The organism is Xanthomonas sp. SHU 308 (assembly GCF_000364645.1).
Taxonomy (GTDB): domain Bacteria; phylum Pseudomonadota; class Gammaproteobacteria; order Xanthomonadales; family Xanthomonadaceae; genus Xanthomonas_A; species Xanthomonas_A sontii.
Genome location: NZ_AQOK01000526.1, coordinates 1 through 16721, shown reverse-complemented (window position 1 = coordinate 16721; position 16721 = coordinate 1). Strand labels below are relative to the sequence as shown.

Below are 16721 nucleotides of genomic sequence, written 5' to 3'. Positions count from 1 at the left end.
GCAGTTCGCCGGCCTCGCCCGGGCGCAGCGGCGCCAGCGTCTCGGCGGCGACATAGCGCGACAACTGCTGCGCCAGCCACTGCCGGTTCTCCAGCAGGAAGCGTTCGCCGGCGACCAGGCTTGCCCGCAGCGGCAGGGTCAGCCGCGCGCCGCGTTCGTCCACGCTGAGCTTGATGCGGCGCGCGCGCGGGTCGCGCACGCGCAGCACTTCGACCTCGCGCTCGTCCAGGCGGAAGCGGACGAGGTCGCGTTCGACGGCCGCCGGGGGCGGCGCGATCAGGCGACGGAGCAGATCGGGCATGGGCACAGCATACCGCCGGCGCGGGTGCGCACGGTGACAGCCGTGTTTGGCCGCCCGCGCCGCGGCATCAGTCGGCCTTGCTCAGCTTCAGCGCCTCTTCCAGCAGCAGGAACAGGCGCCGCACTTCCGCGCTCATCAGCGCGAAGCGCGCATCCAGTTCGGCGCGCACGCCGTCCTGGTCGGCGTGTTCGAGCTGGTCCAGCGCACCGTCGAGGAACTTCAGCTTGCGGATCACCAGGTCGTCGCCGAGCACGAAGGACACGTGGTCGTCGAGCACCAGCGCCAGCTTGGTGACCTGCTTGCCGGCCTCCAGGTGCTTGTCGATCTCGTCGCAGCGCAGTTCCTGGTGCTGGCACTTGACCACCGCGCCGCCTTCGATCGGGTCCTTCATCTCGCACTCTTCGCCCAGGCTCAGGCCTTCGGGCAGCGGCTCGCCGGCGATCCAGCCGGTGAGGATCGAGCGCGGCGCCACTTCGGCATTCAGCGGCAACGCCGGGAAGCTGCCGAGCAGGCCGCGGATCTCCGACATCACGTTCTCGCCGGTCTTGCGGCTGGAGGTGTCCACCGCGACGTAGCCGTGCTGCAGGTCGAGCATGGCGTCGGTGCGCGAGGACTTGACGAAGGCGCGCGGCAGCAGCTCGTGGATCAGGTCGTCCTTCAGCCGCTTGCGCGCGCGGCCGCCGGGGCGCCGGCCTTCCTTCTCTTCGATCTCGGCGACCTTGCGCGCGAGCAGGTCGTTGACCACCGAGCCGGGCAGGATCTTGTCTTCGCCGCCGACGGTCAGCCACAGGAAATCGGCGATGCGGTGCGACAGCGCTTCCTGCTCGTCGCGGCCGAACGGGGAGATGAAGCCACGCGAGCTCATTTCCAGCGGGCCGACCGATTTGAGCTGGGCCTCCGGCAGGAGCGTTTCGACCTCGGAAAAATCGAGCGTGGTGGGGAAGCGGAACAGGGTCAGATTGCGAAAGAACATCGAGCATCCAGCAGAAGGAAACGGAACGGTCCGGCGGCACGCGCCGGGGAGCGGCGGCCATTGTCGCATCGCGCCTGCCCGGGCACCGCATCGGGCGGTTCAGCGAGGGGCCTCAGCCCGGCGCGTCGTCCGCCCAGGCACCGGCCGCGCCCGTGGCGGCGCCGCCGAGCGCGGCGAAGTCGAACAGCGCGCGGTCGGCCAGCTGCGCCGGATGCACGTTGCCGAGCGCGCGGGCGATCTGTTCCACCCGCCCCGGATGCTCCCGGTCCCACTGTTGCAGCAGTTGCCCGACCTGGCGGCGCTGCAGCGTCTCCTGGCTGCCGCACAGCGTGCAGGGGATCAGCGGGAAGGCCTGCGCCTGCGCGTAGGCGGCGATGTCGTCCTCGCGCACATAGGCCAGCGGCCGGATCACCACGTGGCGGCCATCGTCGCTGCGCAATACCGGCGCCATCGCCGCCAGCTTGGCGTGGAAGAACAGGTTCATGAAGAACGTGGCGACGATGTCGTCGCGGTGGTGGCCCAGCGCGATCTTGGTGATGCCGTTCTCCGCCGCGTAGCGGTACAGTGCGCCACGGCGCAGCCGCGAGCACAGCGAACACAGGGTCTTGCCTTCCGGCACCACCCGGGTGACCACCGAATAGGTGTCCTGTTCGATCACATGCCAGGGCACGCCGCGCTGGCGCAGGTAGGCCGGCAGCACGTCGGCGGGAAAGCCCGGCTGCTTCTGGTCCAGGTTCACCGCCACCAGCTCGAACGGCACCGGCGCCTTGCGCTGCAGCTGCAGCAGGATGTCGAGCAGGGTGTAGCTGTCCTTGCCGCCGGACAGGCACACCATGACCTTGTCGCCGGCACCGATCATGCCGAAATCGGCGATGGCCTGGCCGACCTGCCGACACAGGCGCTTGCCCAGCGCCGCGGCGTTGCGGGCGGCGGGCGGTGCGGGATCGGCGAGCGGGTGCAGCGGCGGCAGGGGCAGGGGCGAGGTCATCGGCGGTAGTGTAGTCGGCGCGGCTGGCGCAGCACCGCGCGGTCGGCGTTGCCGGTCATTCCAGTTCCGCCACCTCGACCGTCCCGAACGTGCTGGTCAGGCGGGCGATGACGGTGCCGAGGCAGCGCAGTCCCTCGCTGGTGTTCGCGCAAAAGGACAGGCCGTCTGCGGTGCACCAGAACACTGCGTCCGGCATCGGTCGTGCCAGCGCGGCGGCGCCGGCATCGCGCGCGGCCGCCTCTTCCACGCCCGGCAGCTGGCCGATGGCTTGCCGTGTCTTTGCTGGATCGGCGTCGGCAAACGTCAGGCAATACTCATATCCCATGTGCTGCTCCGATTCGGGGTCTTGGGTCAGCGTACCGCCGCGGAGCCGCGCGCGGCTCGGCGCCTCCGCTACACCGGACGGAAACGCGGCCCGCGGCCCACAAACATCCACACCGACGACAGCGTTATGGCGTCGTCCCCTGGTCCGTCGCAACGGAGATGGATGTGTGCGTCATCAGCGCAAACAGTTCGGCCACCCGCTGCTCGGAGATCCCTTCACGCTGTTCGACTGCGAGCGGGTGCGCGGTCGGCTCCAGTTCGATCCATGGGCGAATGCCGTCGTTGCGCAGATGGACCTGCGTCTTGAGACCGGCGGTCTCCGGATACGGCGACAGGCGTGTGTTCAGCCAGCCGAAGAACGGCCCCACATGCGCACGCTGCGGCTGATCGAAACAGTGGACCCATTGCAGGTAGCTGGCTTCGCTGAGCGAGACCCACACGCCCCAGGAAAACGGTTCGGCGTGGCCATGCACGGGAATCTCGATGCAGCCGCGGACGAAGAAGTGAGCCTCGTCGATCACGCAATCGTCCGAGCCCAGCTCGCAGCGGGTGGCGCGCTGCGCCTCCGGAATCAGCGCATAGCTCAGCGGCGACGCCACGCTGAAGCCGGGCATGCCTTCGTGGACCTGATCGCAGGCGCTGCAGGTGAAGCGGAACGTCATGGCTGGGGGCGAGACGGCAAGAAGGCTGGCCAGTGTAGCCGGCTGCGGCATTGCCAGCCCCCGCGCGCGGCAGGTGTCCGGCGACCCTGATTTTGTCGTCATGCCGTGCCGGGACCGGCCCGCTACACTCGCCACTGGTCACGGAGGCAAGGTCGCTCCATGTTCAAGAACCTCATTCCCAAGATCTTCTACGCGCGCATGCAGGACGGGCTGGACTTCTTCGTCGGCGGCCTGGGATTCCAGGTGCTGTACCAGGACGCCACGATGGCGGTGATCGCACGCGACGGCGCCAAGGCCTATCTGGTGGAGAACGCCGAGTGGGCGGCGAAGGACCGGCCGGAACTGGGCATCGAAACCGACAGCATCGACACGATCTATGCGGAGTTGTCCGCACGTGCGCCGCAGTGGCTGCATCCGAATTGCCGTACCGTCGCGCTCAAGCCCTGGGGCGCACGCGAGTTCGCGATGCTGGACCCCACCACGGTCTGTGTGGTGTTCCGCGAGTGGCCGGCGCAGCCGTAAGCGACAGCGACTCTGAGCGAACTGCGGATCGCGCATGCGCAAGAAACAGGATCTGCCGGAAAAGCCTTGCCTGCATTGCGGCCGTCCGTTCCGCTGGCGCAAGAAGTGGGAGAAGGTCTGGGACGAGGTGAAGTATTGTTCCGACCGCTGCCGTGGCGAGCGCAAGCGCGTGCGCGCGCCGGAGGCGCCGTGAACTGCTCGGCCGTGCGCTGGCGCACCGCATGCACGCGGGCGTGCCGCCCCGCGTGAGTCCGCTGCCCCCCACCGCCCACACCCTGCGCCTGGTGCTCGGCGACCAGCTCGATCCCGAGCACGCCTGGTTCGACGTGCGCGATCCCGGCGTGGTGTATGTGTTGATGGAAGTGCGGCAGGAGACCGACTACGTCCTGCACCATGCGCAGAAGATCCTGGCGGTGTTCGCCGCGATGCGCGACTTCGCCCGGCACCTGCGCAGCGCCGGCCACCGCGTGCGCTACGTGGCGATCGATGACGCCAGCAACCGCCAGTCCATCCCCGCCAATCTCGGTGCGCTGATGGCGCACTACGGTGCGCAGCGCCTGCAGTATCAGGACCCGGACGAATGGCGCCTGGATCAGCAGCTGCGGCAGTGGGGCGCGGCGCAGGCCTTTGTCGTCGAGGCGGTGGACAGCACGCACTTCTACACGCGCCGCGGCGAACTGGCGGACTTTTTCCGCGGGCGCCCGCAATGGTTGATGGAGCACTTCTACCGGCACATGCGCAAGCGCCACCGGATTCTGCTGGCGGATGACGGCACGCCCGAGGGCGGGCAGTGGAACTACGACCATGACAATCGCCAGCCCTGGCATGGCGAGCCGCCGCCACCGCCCGATGCGCGCCCGACCCACGATCACCGCGCGCTGTGGGCCAGCATCCAGGCCGCCGGCGTGGACAGTTTCGGTCAGCCGCAGGCAGAGGCGGTGCGCTGGCCGCTGAACCGGGCCGAGGCGCTGGCCTGCCTGGATCGGTTCATCGCCGATGCCCTGCCGCATTTCGGCCGCTACGAGGATGCGATGAGCACGCGCAGTCCGCGCCTGTTCCATTCGCAGCTTTCCTTCGCCCTCAACACCAAGATGCTGCGGCCGCAGGACGTGGTGCAGCGCGCGCTGGCGGCCTATGGCGCTGGCGCCGCGCCGCTGGCGGCGGTGGAAGGTTTCGTGCGGCAGATCCTCGGCTGGCGCGAGTACGTGCGCGGCATCTACTGGGCGCACATGCCCGGCTATGAAGCGCGCAACGCGCTCGGCCATGACACGCCGCTGCCGGCCTGGTTCTGGACCGGCGAGACGCACATGCGCTGCCTGCAGCACGCCATCGGCCAATCGCTGCAGGATGCGTACGCGCACCATATCCAGCGGCTGATGGTGATCGGCAACTTCGCCCTGCTCGCCGGCCTGAATCCGGCGGCGGTGCATCGCTGGTACCTGGGCGTCTACATCGACGCGTTCGAATGGGTCGAACTGCCCAACACCGTGGGCATGAGCCAGTTCGCCGACGGCGGCCTGCTCGCGACCAAGCCCTACGTCAGCAGCGCGGCCTACATCGACCGCATGAGCGACTACTGCCAGGGCTGCCGCTACGACCGCAAGCAGAAGACCGGCGCGCGTGCCTGTCCGTACAACGCGCTGTACTGGGACTTCTTCGCGCGGCACCAGGACACGCTGGGGCGCAATCGTCGCCTGGACATGGTCTACCGCCAGTTGGGCAAGTTGCCGGCCACGCAACTGCAGGCCTTGCGCGCACAGGCGCAGCAGTTGCGCGAAGGTCTGGACACGCTGTAGCGCGGGCCAGGCGCCTCGCCGCGTACACGCCGCGATCGGGTGCGGCACGGGAACGTGCCTTGCGACGCATCCAAACCGTGTCATGCGCCGCGTATCGGCACACTGTCGCATCGGCGGACCGTGCAATCGCGCGATCTGCTACCTGCGTTGTGGTCGCTCCACACACGCTCAAGCACCCTGTGCCGCCGGTCGGCGCAGGCCGCCGGTTGCACTCGAGGTGTCAGCGACGTGGATGGACAGTCGAATGACTGCTGTGCGTCGTGTTGTTTCCCCCGCAACCCTATCGAGCATGATCATGACCACGACGTTCTCCCTCATCACCGGCGCACGCGCGCTGGGTGTCCTCGCTCTCATGACCGCCGCCACGGCGATCGCCGCCGTCCCCGCGGCGCCGCAATGCAGCGTGCCGCAGGCCTGGGCGTTGCCGACCACGACCACCGTGGTCGGCAACGGCACGCAGGCCAGTTGCACCGCCAGTGCGCTGGCCTCCGCCGTCGCGCAGGGCGGCTACATCGCCTTCAACTGCGGCAGCAAGCCGACCAGCATCGCCGTCGACCGTTCGATCGTCATCGCGGCGACGACGCCCACGGTGATCGATGGCCAGGGCAGGATCACTCTGGACGGCCGCCAGTCCGCCCGGATCCTGCTGGTCAATGCCGGCAGCGCGCTGTCGGTGCGCAACCTGAAACTGCAGAACGGCAGCTCCGTGCAGCCGGCATCGAATCAGGCCTACGACCCGGGCACCTGGGGCGGCGGCGCGATCAAGGTCGGCTACCGCGGCAAGCTGGAAGTCATCAACAGCCAGTTTCTCGCCAACCGCAGCAGCATCGGCGGCGGCGCCATCTTCGCCGGCAGCGACGCCGAGGTGACCATCGTCCGCAGCGGCTTCTACAAGAACAGCTCCTGGCTCGGCGGCGCGCTGTACACCCAGCTCAGCCGGCTCACCATCGTCGGCTCGGAATTCGCCAACAACCAGGCGATCAATGCGCCGCAGGGCTTCCCCGACGCCGGCAACTTCGGTGGCGGCGGGGCGATCGACACCGACGGCGCATCGCTGGCCGGCTATCTCAAGGGCGGCGTCGGCAGTGGCGGTACGCTGGCGGTGTGCGGCACCGTGGTCCGCGACAACGTCGCCGCCAACGGCTCCGGCGGCGCCACGTTGTGGGCGTACGCGCCGGACACCATCGACGTGAAATACTCCACCTTCGCCAACAACGTCGCCACCGGCGGCCCCGGCGGCGGCGCGCGCATCAGCATGGGCTTCACCGACACCTCGCATGCCGTCACCGCCATCACCGCGCCGGGCACCATCAACGTCGCCGAGACCAGCTTCCTGTCCAACAAGGCCCAACAGGGCAACGCCGGCGCGCTGTACCTGGATTGCTACGGCGCCTGCGACGTCAGCAACAGCACCTTCTACGGCAACTATGCGAAAGGCGTGGGCGCGGCCATCCAGCATGTCGGCTGGCAGCCGGCCAACGGCGACCAGGGCAGCCCCAGCGTGCGCTTCAACAACGTCACCTTCGCCGAGAACACGCCGTGGGTGACCCTGTTCGGCGACAGGTTCGACCTCCGCAACAGTATCCTGTACTCCAAGACCGAGCGCGTGTTCTGCAACAACCAGAGCAACACCGGCAACAACCTGATCGAATACTCGGCCAAGGGCGCGGTGTGGCCGAATGCCTGCCTGGCCGCGGGCACCGTGAAAGCGGCCGATCCGTTGCTGTCGGCCCCGGCCAACAACGGCGGACCGACGCTCACCCAGCTGCCCGCGGCCAACAGCCCGGCGTTGAATGCAGGCAGCGGCTGCGCCGCCATCGACCAGCGCGGCAATCCTCGCAATACCGCGGTGTGCGACCTGGGCGCGGTGGAGGTCAAGTAAGTCGATCTGCCGTCGTAAGTGCACGGCAATGCGCGGTCGCACCGGCTTGGCCGGTGCGACTACGCGATCTGGCGCCCTTCATCCGGATGAGCAGAGCGTGGAGCATGAGAACACCACAACCAGAACGGCAGCCACGGCGACGAGCCATGGCCTGTAGGCTTGCTTCTGGATCAGGCAACGCGCACCACAATATTCAACAAACTGATACTTGCGACAATCGGCGCCGTCAAGGCGGACCATTCGCCACGGCGATCGTGGGCCAGGTTGATCAGGCCATCACTCGATGCGAGGTCGTTCAGGACGGCTCCCAGCATCCAACTGCTGGAAAAGAGCAACAGCCAGCCGACGACGCTCTTCATCAAATGCTGATCCCCGCACCATCCAGCAGCGGCTGACTCTGGCGAACGTCATCGGACGCGTCTGGATCCCAAGGCCAGACTCCTCCAAGTGTCGGATAGACAATCTGCAGGGCAGCATAGTCGGTACCACCATGAAACCAGGTTGCAGACAGCATGTAGGTCTCGCGATGAACCTCCAGGACTTGGCGGAACTGCACCGGAAACCCTTCGAGAAAGCCCGTATACGGGAGGCCCGCTACGAAAAGCTCGCCGTTGCGAGCACGCTCCATGTAACGGTTGATCAAGGCGCTGCCAAGGTCGGAGCGAACCCCGACGACAATGACCTCTGGGATACCGAGGGTTTTTGCCAAACCGATGGAGTAGGAGAAGGGCTGCTGGATCTGACTCGGATCGAAAACGGAGGTGATGTGACAACCGAATTTCTCGACGTTGTTGAGTATCCGCTGCTCCATTCGATTCATGTCGGTGCTGGCATTCGAGAGGAGCGCGCCGAGCGGCACGGGTGTGTTGAAAGATCTCGCGTATCAGTCTAATTCCAAAGCCGATAGGAACAACAGGGTCATGGTGGTCGCGGAGGCCGTGGGTGATGCTTGCGTAGCAGATGCCAGGCGAACTCGCTAGCGCCGGATCGTCAGCAACGCGACTGGATGGCCCTGCTACAGTGCGCGCGGCATGCGCCGAAGACCGCAGGAGCGACCGTGAACGAATCCGACGCCCACGTGTACGACGAGATCCGCAAATGGGTGTGGTCCGGGCTCTACTCCCAGGACGAGATCCAGGAGATGATCGAGGACATCCTCGAAGACGACTGCGACGAGGCCATGCTGCGCGCCTCGGTCGCCAGCCAGTGGCAGGCCAAGCAGCAGGCAGAACAGACCTGGCCGACGCAGACCGATTGCGACCGGCTGGATGCGCTGTTCGAGCAACTGCACGCGTCAGGCATCTGCGCCCTGGCCAATGCCAGCTACACGATGTCCGATGGCCACGTCGAAGTGAACCAGGCGGTGGCCGACACGCCGGACAGGCGCTACCACGGTTACTGCTTCTATCACGGCCAGGACATGGAGCGCGCCATCGACGGCGGTGGGCTGATGCTGGCCTTCGGCGATCTTGAAGGACGCGAGGACGCAGACCTGGCGGTCGGCCAGCAGGTCGCCGCGGCGTTGCGTGCGGCCGGCTTCACCGTGGACTGGGACGGCACGCCGCGCAAGCGCATCGATCTGCCCGGCTTCGTCTGGCAGCGTCGCGCCGACTGGGAGTGACGTTCCAGCGCGGCGTGGGCAGCGGCAGGCTGCGAGACGCCGATGCCCTGGCTACAATCGCGTGCTCATGTCTGACCGCGCCACGATGCGTGGAAGACGTTTGACGGAGAGGCGTTTCATGGAGCGGATGCTGTATCGCAATCGCCGCGGGTCGCTGCACGTAGCCTGCAGGCACCATGCGCCGCGCGCGGCCCTGCTGTTGGCCACCGCGTTGCTGGCCGCCTGTGCCGGTGCGCAGTCTTCTTCCCCCTCGATCACCCCTGCACACACGGAGCGGACCATGTCGGAGATGACGCCAGAGCACCTGGCACAAGGCGTAGTACGGTTGATCCTGGCGATCGGCGGCAGGCAGGATCTGGTCGCCGCCAAGGTCGCGGCGCAGACCGGTCTGCAGGTCGAGGATGAGGGCGGGCATGCGTTCAGCGCGTCCGGCACGCTCGCTGGCGGTGGCGGCTACACCCTGGAATCGGTCGCCGATGCCGACGCTGCGCCGCCGTCGCGGCTGGACCTGCGCTTCACCCCCGCGCCGGGCGCGGCGCCGGCGCAGTGCACGCAATCGTTGGACGCGTATCGCCAGGCACTGGTCGCCGCGGGCTTCGTGCCGCGCTGGATTGCACCGCCGCGTCAGGGCAGCGCCGGCCGCTGGCATTTCGAACGCGGCGCGGTCGCCGTGTACGCCTTCCTCGGCAAGGACGCTGGCGAACACGACGCGCAGGCGTGCGTGGAGATGCTGCAGATCCTGGTCGACGCCTGAGGAGAGCGGAGATGGCACACGACGACGAACGCCTGAAGGGCATGGTCGACACCTTCGCGCAGGCACATCCGAAGGAAGGCCAGGCGCTGCGGCAGATGCTGGACAACACGCCGGAGCTGCGCGCGCGGGTGGAACAGGCGATCGGGCAACAGCAGCTGTCCGGCTTCGCGCCCAGTCCCGAGGCGGGTACCGGCTCGTACAGCCCGCGCACGGGCCAGATCGAGTTGCCGATGGACGTGCTGGCCACGGCGAAGATGAACGCGCCGCGCGACGATTCGGCCAACACCGCCCGCATCGTGCTGGGCCACGAGATCGGCCATGCGATCAACAAGGCCGCCATCGACCGCAGCGATGCCGCGTTCGCCGCCAAGGTCGACGGCATCGCCGCCTCGCCCTCGCCGCACGACTACACCGCCACGCTCCAGGCCTACGGGCAGGAGCAACGCACCCGCGAGGCCAAGGACGAGATCGCCGGGGTCAACACGCTGGCCGACTACGTCACCCGCACCAATCCCAAGGCCACGCTCAAGGACCTGTACAACGCCAGCAGCGAGATGGCCAGCTACATCGACAAGCAGGGCGTGGGCAGCAAGGCCACCTACATCGCCAAGGACGGGTTGAGCTTCGGCAAGGACCTGAAGATCGACGCCGACAATCCGCGCAACGTGGAGGCGATGGGCAAGCTGTTCTACGACGCGCGCGGCTATCCGCAGAACTATGGCGAGCGCGCGCTGGCGCAGATCGCCGATGCCGAGGACCGGGCGCAGGCGCAGCACCCCGAGCGCACGCCGCCGGCGGTGCATGCCGACCTGAAGGCGGTCGGCATCGACGCCGCGCAGGTGCCGCGCGATGTGCTGCCGGCGGGATTCCGCGATGGCTCCGCACCGGCGCCGACACCCGAACCGCCTGCGCCGCGCGCCAGCGAGCCGACCGCCGCGCCGGGTGCCGCCGATCGCGCCCTGCACGAGCGGGTCCGCAGCGGCGTGGCCCAGGCCGAACAGGCGATCGGCAAGGGCTGGGACGACAACAGCGAGCGCATGACCGCCAGCCTGACCCTGTTGGCCAGGCAGAACGGCTTCAGCGAGCGCGACCAGCTGGCGGTGGGCTTCAATCGGCCCACCGCCGCGCACCAGGGCGGCGAACTGGCGTTCGTGTACCGCAACGGCGGCGACGTTTCGCCCGATCCCTACGCCAACCGCGCGCACATGCCCACCAGCGAGGCGATCGCGCGGCCGGCGCAGGAGACCTACCAGCAACTGCAGCAACTGGGCGCGCAGCAGGGGCAGGCGCAGCGCCAGGCACAGGGGCAGGAACAGGCGCTGCAGGCCTCGCAACAGGGCCCGACGCGGACCGATCCGCCGCAGGTGCTGAGCCGCTGAGCGCAGTGGCCGGCGGGATGCGCCCAGCGCCCGCTGCCCTTGCGTCGCGCCATGGTCGCGGCAGGTCGCGGCCATGGCATGCGCTTCGCGCCGCCTCCGCCGAGGCGGAAGCGCGGCGCCATGGCGCGTGGAGTCGCGCCGGGATTACGGCTGCCAGACCAGGTTCTGGGTCTTCGGATCGGCGGTGACCTTCTCGACCTTGCCGGCGCCGTCGAAGGACACCTGGAACTCGTTGAAGCTGTCGAGCCAGTAGCGCCACAGCGGCGCGTCCAGGCTCGGGTTCTCGCTGGTGATCGGATAGCCCAGCGCCATCAGCACCTGCTCGCGGGTCATGCCCTTGGTCACGCGGTTGGCGGCGATCGCCTCGCGGATCTTCGGCGGGTAGGCCGCCAGCTTCGCCGTGGGATCCTGCGCGACCACGTAGCGCTGGGCGAAGGCCTCGTTGCCCAGGTCGCGGCTGTAGTCGTTGCCGATCGACTGCTTCTTGCCGTCGATCAGCACATTGACCCGGTAGCGGCCGTAGCCGGTCACCTGCACCGGCGTGCCGGCCGGGATCACCCGCTTGCCGTCTTCGGCGTAGTTGCTGTCGCTGATCCAGCTGCCGTCGCTGCGCATGTTGCAGCACAGGAAGCCGGAGAACTTGGCATCGGCCGCCGCTGCCAGCTGCGGCAGGGCCGCCGCCAGGGCGAGGGCGAGAACGAACGGGGAACGGAACGAACGCATGGCTGACTCCTTTCGGCGCGGCGATCCTGCCGCGGGTGGCACGAGGGTGGGAGGGCGCCGCCTCCGCCGCGGCGCCCGCGCGCATTGTGCCGGCTGTCCTGCGCCCGGCATAGCGGCGCGTTGCACGGTGACGGCGGACCGGTGGCCTGTGTATGCTCGAACCTCGTGGACACCCTGACGCCCGCCGAGATCTCCCTGCGCATCGACGCCCTGCGTCGGGAGCACCGCGCGCTCGACGAACAGTTGCAGCGCATCCCGGCCAATCTGGACGACGAGCTGGAAGCCAAGCGGCTGAAGAAGCGCAAGCTGCAACTGAAGGACTGCATCCTGCGCCTGGAGCATCTGCTGATCCCCGACGAACCGGCGTGAGCGCGGCGACCTTCTTCAGCGTCGGCCATTCCACGCGCAGCCTGGAGACCTTCCTGCAGATCCTGCAGGGCGCCGGCGTCACCCGGCTCGCCGACGTGCGCGCTTTTCCGTATTCGCGGCGGTTCCCGCAGTTCGACGGCAGCGCGCTGGCACCGGCGCTGGCCGCGGCGGGCATCGCCTACCGGCACTTCCGCGCCCTGGGCGGACGCCGCGGCAGGCAGCCGGGCGTCGATCCGCAGCGCAACGGCTACTGGCGCAGCGTCAGCTTCCACAACTACGCCGACTATGCGTTGGGCAGCGAATTCGCCGAGGCGTTGATCGAGTTGCAAGCCTTCGGCGAGGACGGCGCGTGCGCGGTCATGTGCGCCGAGGCCTACTGGCGGCAGTGCCACCGTCAGATCGTCTGCGACCACCTGCTGCACCATGGCCATCCGGTGGTGCACCTGATCGATGTCGGCCACCAGGAGCCGGCCACGCTCAACCCGGCTGCGCGCAGCGACGCGCAGGGGCAACTGGTCTATCCGCCGGATGCGGCGGATGCCGGACCGCGCACCGGAGACCTGTTCGACGCCTGAGCCGCGCTTCCATGGTCGCCGCGTCAGGGTATCCGCCGCGTCGCCACGCGCCGGGAGTCCACTGCGGGTCGCGCCACGCGCTGCGGCGTCAGACTCAGTCCTGCGGAACCGACGGCACCGCGATCGCATTGCTGCGCGGCGTATCGTCGGTGCTGACGAGCGTGGTGGTGCCCTGTTCGCTCGCTCCGTCCTGGTTGGCGGCAAGCAGGCGCAGAGGCTGGCCGCGATAGCGGTACTCCAGCGCCTGCTGCAGCTGGTCCAGCCGCGCCACCCGCGCGCACAGCGCCTGCGCCTTGGTTTCGATCCCCTTGCTGCGCGCATCCAGCCGCGCCTCGAGGGCGGCGTCCATGCGGTCGGCGCGTTCGCCGATGGCCTCCGCGCGGCCCGTCACGACCTGCCAGAGCACGTGACGGGTGATGCTGCCCACGAAGCTTTCCGCCTGCGTCTCGACATAGTCCTCGAACCGGTCGTCGAACGCCTCCTGGTCCCAGCGCCCCTTGCCGAGCGTGCCGTCGACGTAGGCATTGGCGTGCGTGCGCAGCCGTTCGATCTTGCGCGCGTTGCCGGCACTGCCGGTCAGCATCTCCACAACGGAACCCAGCACGTCGTAGCTGAGATCGACCACCTCGTGAGAGAGATCGGCCACCTGCGGCATCAGCGCGCGGGTTTCGCGTTCCATCTCCAGCAGTCGCTGCGCATCGGCGTCGCCGATCTGCTGCACCTGGCGATCCACGCTCAATTCGCCCGCATGGAAGAAGATCTCGCGCGGCCCATCGCCATCGCTGCGGGTCAGCCAGATGCCGCCAGTGTCGGCGAGCACGTTGAACGGTGTGCTCAGGCCGCACTGGCGCGAGGACACCTGCGGCCGATGGTCGTGCTTGCCAGCGTCGTCGCCCTGGTCGGCCCACGCGGGCCCGCTGGAGGCGGCAAGCAGCAACAGAGCGAAAAGAGGAGCTGTGCGCATCGCCGGAACCCGCAGCAGGGAGTTTCAAGCATGCTCGGGCCGCACAGGCCCACGGTCGCGTGTCGGAAGTCACTGTGCCGCGACGTCAACCGCCGCGCCGCAGTGATAACAGGGCGCCTTTATGCATGGCGCGTCGCCACGCGCCAGGATCTCACCGCATCACGAGGGCAAGTGCTGCGACTGCCGCCTCAATCCTGCGGAACCGGCGGCTCCTCCACCTTCGCCGCTTCCGGGCTGACCCGCTCGATGGTGTGGCGCAGCTCACGGCCGAGGATGAACTTGGCGTCCTTCGCCCACGCATCCAGCCGTTCGTCGAACACCAGCTTGCTGTTCTCGTCCGGCCACACCAGCTTCAGTTCGCGCAGTTTCTGGATGAAGCCGCGGAACAGGGTCTTGTCGAAGAACTCCGGCGCCGCCGGTGCGTACAGCAGGCTCAGACGTTGCGCGGCCTGCTGGCACAGGCTCTCCAGTTCGCCGGCGCCGAGCTTGCCCGGGCCGTTCTTCACCAGGACCGAGATGGCGATGTAATAGCGCTCGAACGCCTGTTGCAGCGAGTGGCCGATGGCGCGCAGGCGGAACACCTCGTCGGTCTGGCCGGTGTTGCGCGCCAGCACGCTGCCGTCGTCCTCGGCGAGCTGCAGCAGCAGGCCTTCGCGCACGAACACCTCGATGGTGCGTTCGATGCGCTCGGCGAACTGGTCCTCGCTCCACGGCAGGAACAGCTCCGCCTGCAGGAACGGGTACACGGTGCGGCCCAGCCGCAGCAGGCCGGCGCGGCTCATGCGGCGGTTGTTCTGGAAACAGCACGCCACCCACGAGGAGGCGGTGAACAGGTGCAGCACGTTGTTGCGGAAGTAGCTCAGCAGCACCGCGTTGTCGCCGTTGACGCTGAGCACGTCGCCGAGCGGATGCGGCGTGCGGGTGAGCACGTTGATCTCTTCGGCGTGGGCGATGATGCGCTCGGGCGAATGCGGGGTCACCGTGACCCGGTCCGAGTACGGCAGTTCCGCCAGCAGCTTCTTGCACAGTTCGATCTGCGCGATCAGGTCGGCCTCGCCCATGGCGTGCTTGGGCGTGGACAGCAGCGCCAGCGCCAGCAGGTTGACCGGATTGACGTCGGCGGCGGCGTTGATGTGCACCTGGATCTGCTGCGCCAGCGCATCGACGGTGCCGTTCAACCAGGCCGGCTTCTCGTCCTCGCCCAGCGGCTGGCCGTCCCATTCCGGCGCGCGCTGCGCCAGCACCTGGCTCAACGGAATCGGCTCGCCGAAGTTCACCACCACCTGGCCGTAGTTCTGCTTGAGCACCTTGGGGATGCCCCACAGCAGCGCCCAGATCGATTCCTTCTCCTTGGGCCGGCCGCTGAGTTCGTCGAGGTAGCTGTTGCCTTCCATCAGCTTCTCGTAGCCGACGTAGATCGGCTGGAACAGCACCGGCTTGCGCGGCTGGCGCAGGAACGCGCGCAGGGTCATCGCGATCATGCCGCCCTTGGGCTGCAGCAGGCGGCCGGTGCGCGAGCGTCCGCCTTCGACGAAGTACTCGATCGAGTAGCCGCCGGCGACCAGTTGCGCCACGTACTCGCTGAGCACCGCCGAGTACAGCGCGTTGCCCTTGATCGAGCGGCGGATGAAGAACGCGCCGCCCTTGCGCAGCAGGGTGCCGACCACCGGCAGGTTGAGGTTGATGCCGGCCACGATGTGCGGCGGCACGATGCCGCGTTCGTACAGCAGGTAGGACAGCAGCAGGTAGTCCATGTGGCTGCGGTGGCTGGGCACGTAGATCACTTCGTGCCCGGGCGCGGCGTCCTTGAGCTTGTCCAGGTGGTGGACCAGCACGCCGGCGTAGATGCGGTTCCACACGTGGGTCAGCAGGAAGCTGGCCGAGCGCACCACCGGGCTGGAATAGTCGGCGGCGATTTCCCAGGCGTAGGCGTGCGCCTTGCGCCAGGCGTCCACCGGTTTGCTGTTGTCGCGCTTGGCCTGCGCGGCGATCGCCTCGCGCACCGGCTCGGCGGCCAGCACCTGGTCCACCAGCAGGCGCCGGGTCGACAGGTCGGGGCCGATCACCGCCTCGCGGATGCGCCGGAAGTGGGTGCGCAGCACGCGCTGCAGCTTGCGCACGGTGCGCTCGGGCGGCAGCCCTTCCTCCACCGTCTGCCGCATCGACACCGGTGGGGCGAAGCGCACGATGGTGCTGCGGCCGTTGAGCAGCACGCCGAGCAGGCGCCGGAAGCTGCCCACCAGCGCCCAGTTTTCCGAGAACAGCACAGCGAACCAGCCGCTCTGCTTGTCCGGGGCGCGGCCGACGAAGATCGACACCGGCACCAGGTGGATGTCCAGGTCCGGGCGCTCGCGGTGCGCCTGCAGCAGCTTGGCCAGCGAATCGGAGTGGGTCTTGGCGCCGCGCTGCTCCGGCAGCAGCGCGTGGTTGCTGCTGCGCCGGGACAGCGCCAGGTAGGCGCGCTTGCGGCCCAGCGGGTCGCCGGGCAGCGGCACCAGCGGCGACGGCAGGCCGGATTCGCGGCAGGCCTTGTCCAGGATCAGCGCGTTGGACAGGCCGTAGTCCTCCAGCACGTACACCACCGGGCGGCCGTCGTTGTACTGGCCCGGCTCGGCCGGTTCGATCTTCAGGCCCAGCCAGGGATCGGCCAGGCGGCCGAGCAGGCGCGCCCACAGCGGCCCCTTGGCCTGGCGCGTGGCGGTCGCGGCCACCGGCAGGGTGGAGGGGGCGGCGGTCGAGGAGGGGGACGCGCCGGGGGCGGCCGGGGAGGCGTCGTCGAGCGCACGTGCCGCGTCGGCCGCGCGTGCGGCCGTGGCGTCGTCGGGGAACGGGAGGGGATTCTGTTCTGGCATCTGGGCCATTATCGCTTAGCCGGCGGGACGGGGTCG

Annotated in this window: 18 protein-coding genes and 1 pseudogene; 9 read left to right on the top strand and 10 right to left on the bottom strand. The window is 68.5% G+C overall.

Annotated elements, in window-relative coordinates:
* The 5 genes and pseudogenes from D588_RS0115725 to D588_RS0115705 form a co-directional block, all read right to left on the bottom strand.
* Nucleotides 1-301: pseudogene (locus D588_RS0115725) on the bottom strand (DUF45 domain-containing protein); the annotation flags it as partial.
* Nucleotides 302-368: 67 nt separating this feature from the next.
* Nucleotides 369-1274: a recombination-associated protein RdgC gene (locus tag D588_RS0115720; RefSeq protein WP_017916664.1), complete on the bottom strand. Its 906-nt coding sequence runs from the start codon at nucleotides 1272-1274 to the stop codon at nucleotides 369-371.
* Between the two features lie 112 nt (nucleotides 1275-1386).
* The gene (ttcA, locus tag D588_RS0115715) at nucleotides 1387-2262 is read right to left on the bottom strand and encodes a tRNA 2-thiocytidine(32) synthetase TtcA (protein WP_017916663.1); all 876 of its coding nucleotides are present in this window, start codon (nucleotides 2260-2262) and stop codon (nucleotides 1387-1389) included.
* Between the two features lie 55 nt (nucleotides 2263-2317).
* Complete coding sequence (locus D588_RS0115710) at nucleotides 2318-2509, bottom strand: hypothetical protein (RefSeq protein ID WP_017907951.1); 192 nt, start codon at nucleotides 2507-2509, stop codon at nucleotides 2318-2320.
* A 202-nt stretch (nucleotides 2510-2711) separates the two neighbouring features.
* Nucleotides 2712-3248, bottom strand: coding sequence for a DUF2199 domain-containing protein (locus D588_RS0115705; protein WP_017916662.1), 537 nt, complete (start codon nucleotides 3246-3248; stop codon nucleotides 2712-2714).
* 159 nt (nucleotides 3249-3407) lie between these two features.
* On the opposite strand from D588_RS0115705, the gene D588_RS0115700 reads away from it, so the two are divergent.
* From D588_RS0115700 to D588_RS0115685, 4 genes are all read left to right on the top strand, one after another.
* Complete coding sequence (locus D588_RS0115700; protein ID WP_017916661.1) at nucleotides 3408-3770, top strand: hypothetical protein; 363 nt, start codon at nucleotides 3408-3410, stop codon at nucleotides 3768-3770.
* A gap of 34 nt (nucleotides 3771-3804) precedes the next feature.
* The gene (locus D588_RS26770; RefSeq protein WP_017912123.1) at nucleotides 3805-3963 is read left to right on the top strand and encodes a DUF2256 domain-containing protein; all 159 of its coding nucleotides are present in this window, start codon (nucleotides 3805-3807) and stop codon (nucleotides 3961-3963) included.
* Nucleotides 3964-4015: 52 nt separating this feature from the next.
* On the top strand, nucleotides 4016-5566 hold the full coding sequence (locus D588_RS0115690; protein WP_017916660.1) for a cryptochrome/photolyase family protein: 1551 nt from the start codon (nucleotides 4016-4018) through the stop codon (nucleotides 5564-5566).
* 289 nt (nucleotides 5567-5855) lie between these two features.
* Nucleotides 5856-7448: a choice-of-anchor Q domain-containing protein gene (locus D588_RS0115685; protein ID WP_017916659.1), complete on the top strand. Its 1593-nt coding sequence runs from the start codon at nucleotides 5856-5858 to the stop codon at nucleotides 7446-7448.
* A gap of 170 nt (nucleotides 7449-7618) precedes the next feature.
* Here D588_RS0115685 and D588_RS0115680 read toward each other — a convergent pair whose 3' ends face one another.
* Complete coding sequence (locus D588_RS0115680; protein ID WP_017907944.1) at nucleotides 7619-7807, bottom strand: hypothetical protein; 189 nt, start codon at nucleotides 7805-7807, stop codon at nucleotides 7619-7621.
* Nucleotides 7807-8307, bottom strand: a complete 501-nt coding sequence (locus D588_RS0115675) for a DUF4262 domain-containing protein (RefSeq protein WP_226980588.1) — start codon at nucleotides 8305-8307, stop codon at nucleotides 7807-7809. Before D588_RS0115675 ends, D588_RS0115680 begins: the two co-directional genes overlap by 1 nt.
* 198 nt (nucleotides 8308-8505) lie before the next feature.
* Between D588_RS0115675 and D588_RS0115670 the strand changes: the two genes are divergently transcribed.
* From D588_RS0115670 to D588_RS0115660, 3 genes are all read left to right on the top strand, one after another.
* A complete protein-coding gene (locus D588_RS0115670; protein ID WP_017916657.1) occupies nucleotides 8506-9069 on the top strand; it encodes a hypothetical protein in 564 nt (187 codons plus the stop codon).
* 280 nt (nucleotides 9070-9349) lie between these two features.
* Complete coding sequence (locus D588_RS0115665) at nucleotides 9350-9823, top strand: hypothetical protein (protein ID WP_232764312.1); 474 nt, start codon at nucleotides 9350-9352, stop codon at nucleotides 9821-9823.
* 11 nt (nucleotides 9824-9834) lie between these two features.
* On the top strand, nucleotides 9835-11202 hold the full coding sequence (locus tag D588_RS0115660) for an XVIPCD domain-containing protein (protein ID WP_017916655.1): 1368 nt from the start codon (nucleotides 9835-9837) through the stop codon (nucleotides 11200-11202).
* Between the two features lie 144 nt (nucleotides 11203-11346).
* Here the strand turns inward: D588_RS0115660 and bamE are convergent, their stop codons facing one another.
* Nucleotides 11347-11925 carry an outer membrane protein assembly factor BamE gene (gene bamE, locus D588_RS0115655; protein WP_017912129.1) on the bottom strand — a complete coding sequence of 193 codons (579 nt, stop codon included), beginning with the start codon at nucleotides 11923-11925 and terminating at the stop codon, nucleotides 11347-11349.
* A 165-nt stretch (nucleotides 11926-12090) separates the two neighbouring features.
* Between bamE and D588_RS0115650 the strand changes: the two genes are divergently transcribed.
* Both D588_RS0115650 and D588_RS0115645 read left to right on the top strand, forming a co-directional pair.
* On the top strand, nucleotides 12091-12294 hold the full coding sequence (locus D588_RS0115650; protein WP_017908896.1) for a DUF465 domain-containing protein: 204 nt from the start codon (nucleotides 12091-12093) through the stop codon (nucleotides 12292-12294).
* Entirely contained in the window at nucleotides 12291-12869 is a 579-nt protein-coding gene (locus D588_RS0115645; protein ID WP_017916654.1) for a DUF488 domain-containing protein, read from the top strand. The genes D588_RS0115650 and D588_RS0115645 overlap by 4 nt, the downstream gene beginning before the upstream one ends.
* Before the next feature lie 94 nt (nucleotides 12870-12963).
* On the opposite strand, the gene D588_RS0115640 is transcribed toward D588_RS0115645, so the two are convergent.
* Together D588_RS0115640 and plsB are read right to left on the bottom strand one after the other, a co-directional pair.
* On the bottom strand, nucleotides 12964-13806 hold the full coding sequence (locus D588_RS0115640) for a DUF2884 family protein (RefSeq protein WP_017916653.1): 843 nt from the start codon (nucleotides 13804-13806) through the stop codon (nucleotides 12964-12966).
* 215 nt (nucleotides 13807-14021) lie between these two features.
* Entirely contained in the window at nucleotides 14022-16694 is a 2673-nt protein-coding gene (gene plsB, locus D588_RS0115635) for a glycerol-3-phosphate 1-O-acyltransferase PlsB (RefSeq protein WP_017916652.1), read from the bottom strand.
* Nucleotides 16695-16721 lie beyond the last annotated feature (27 nt).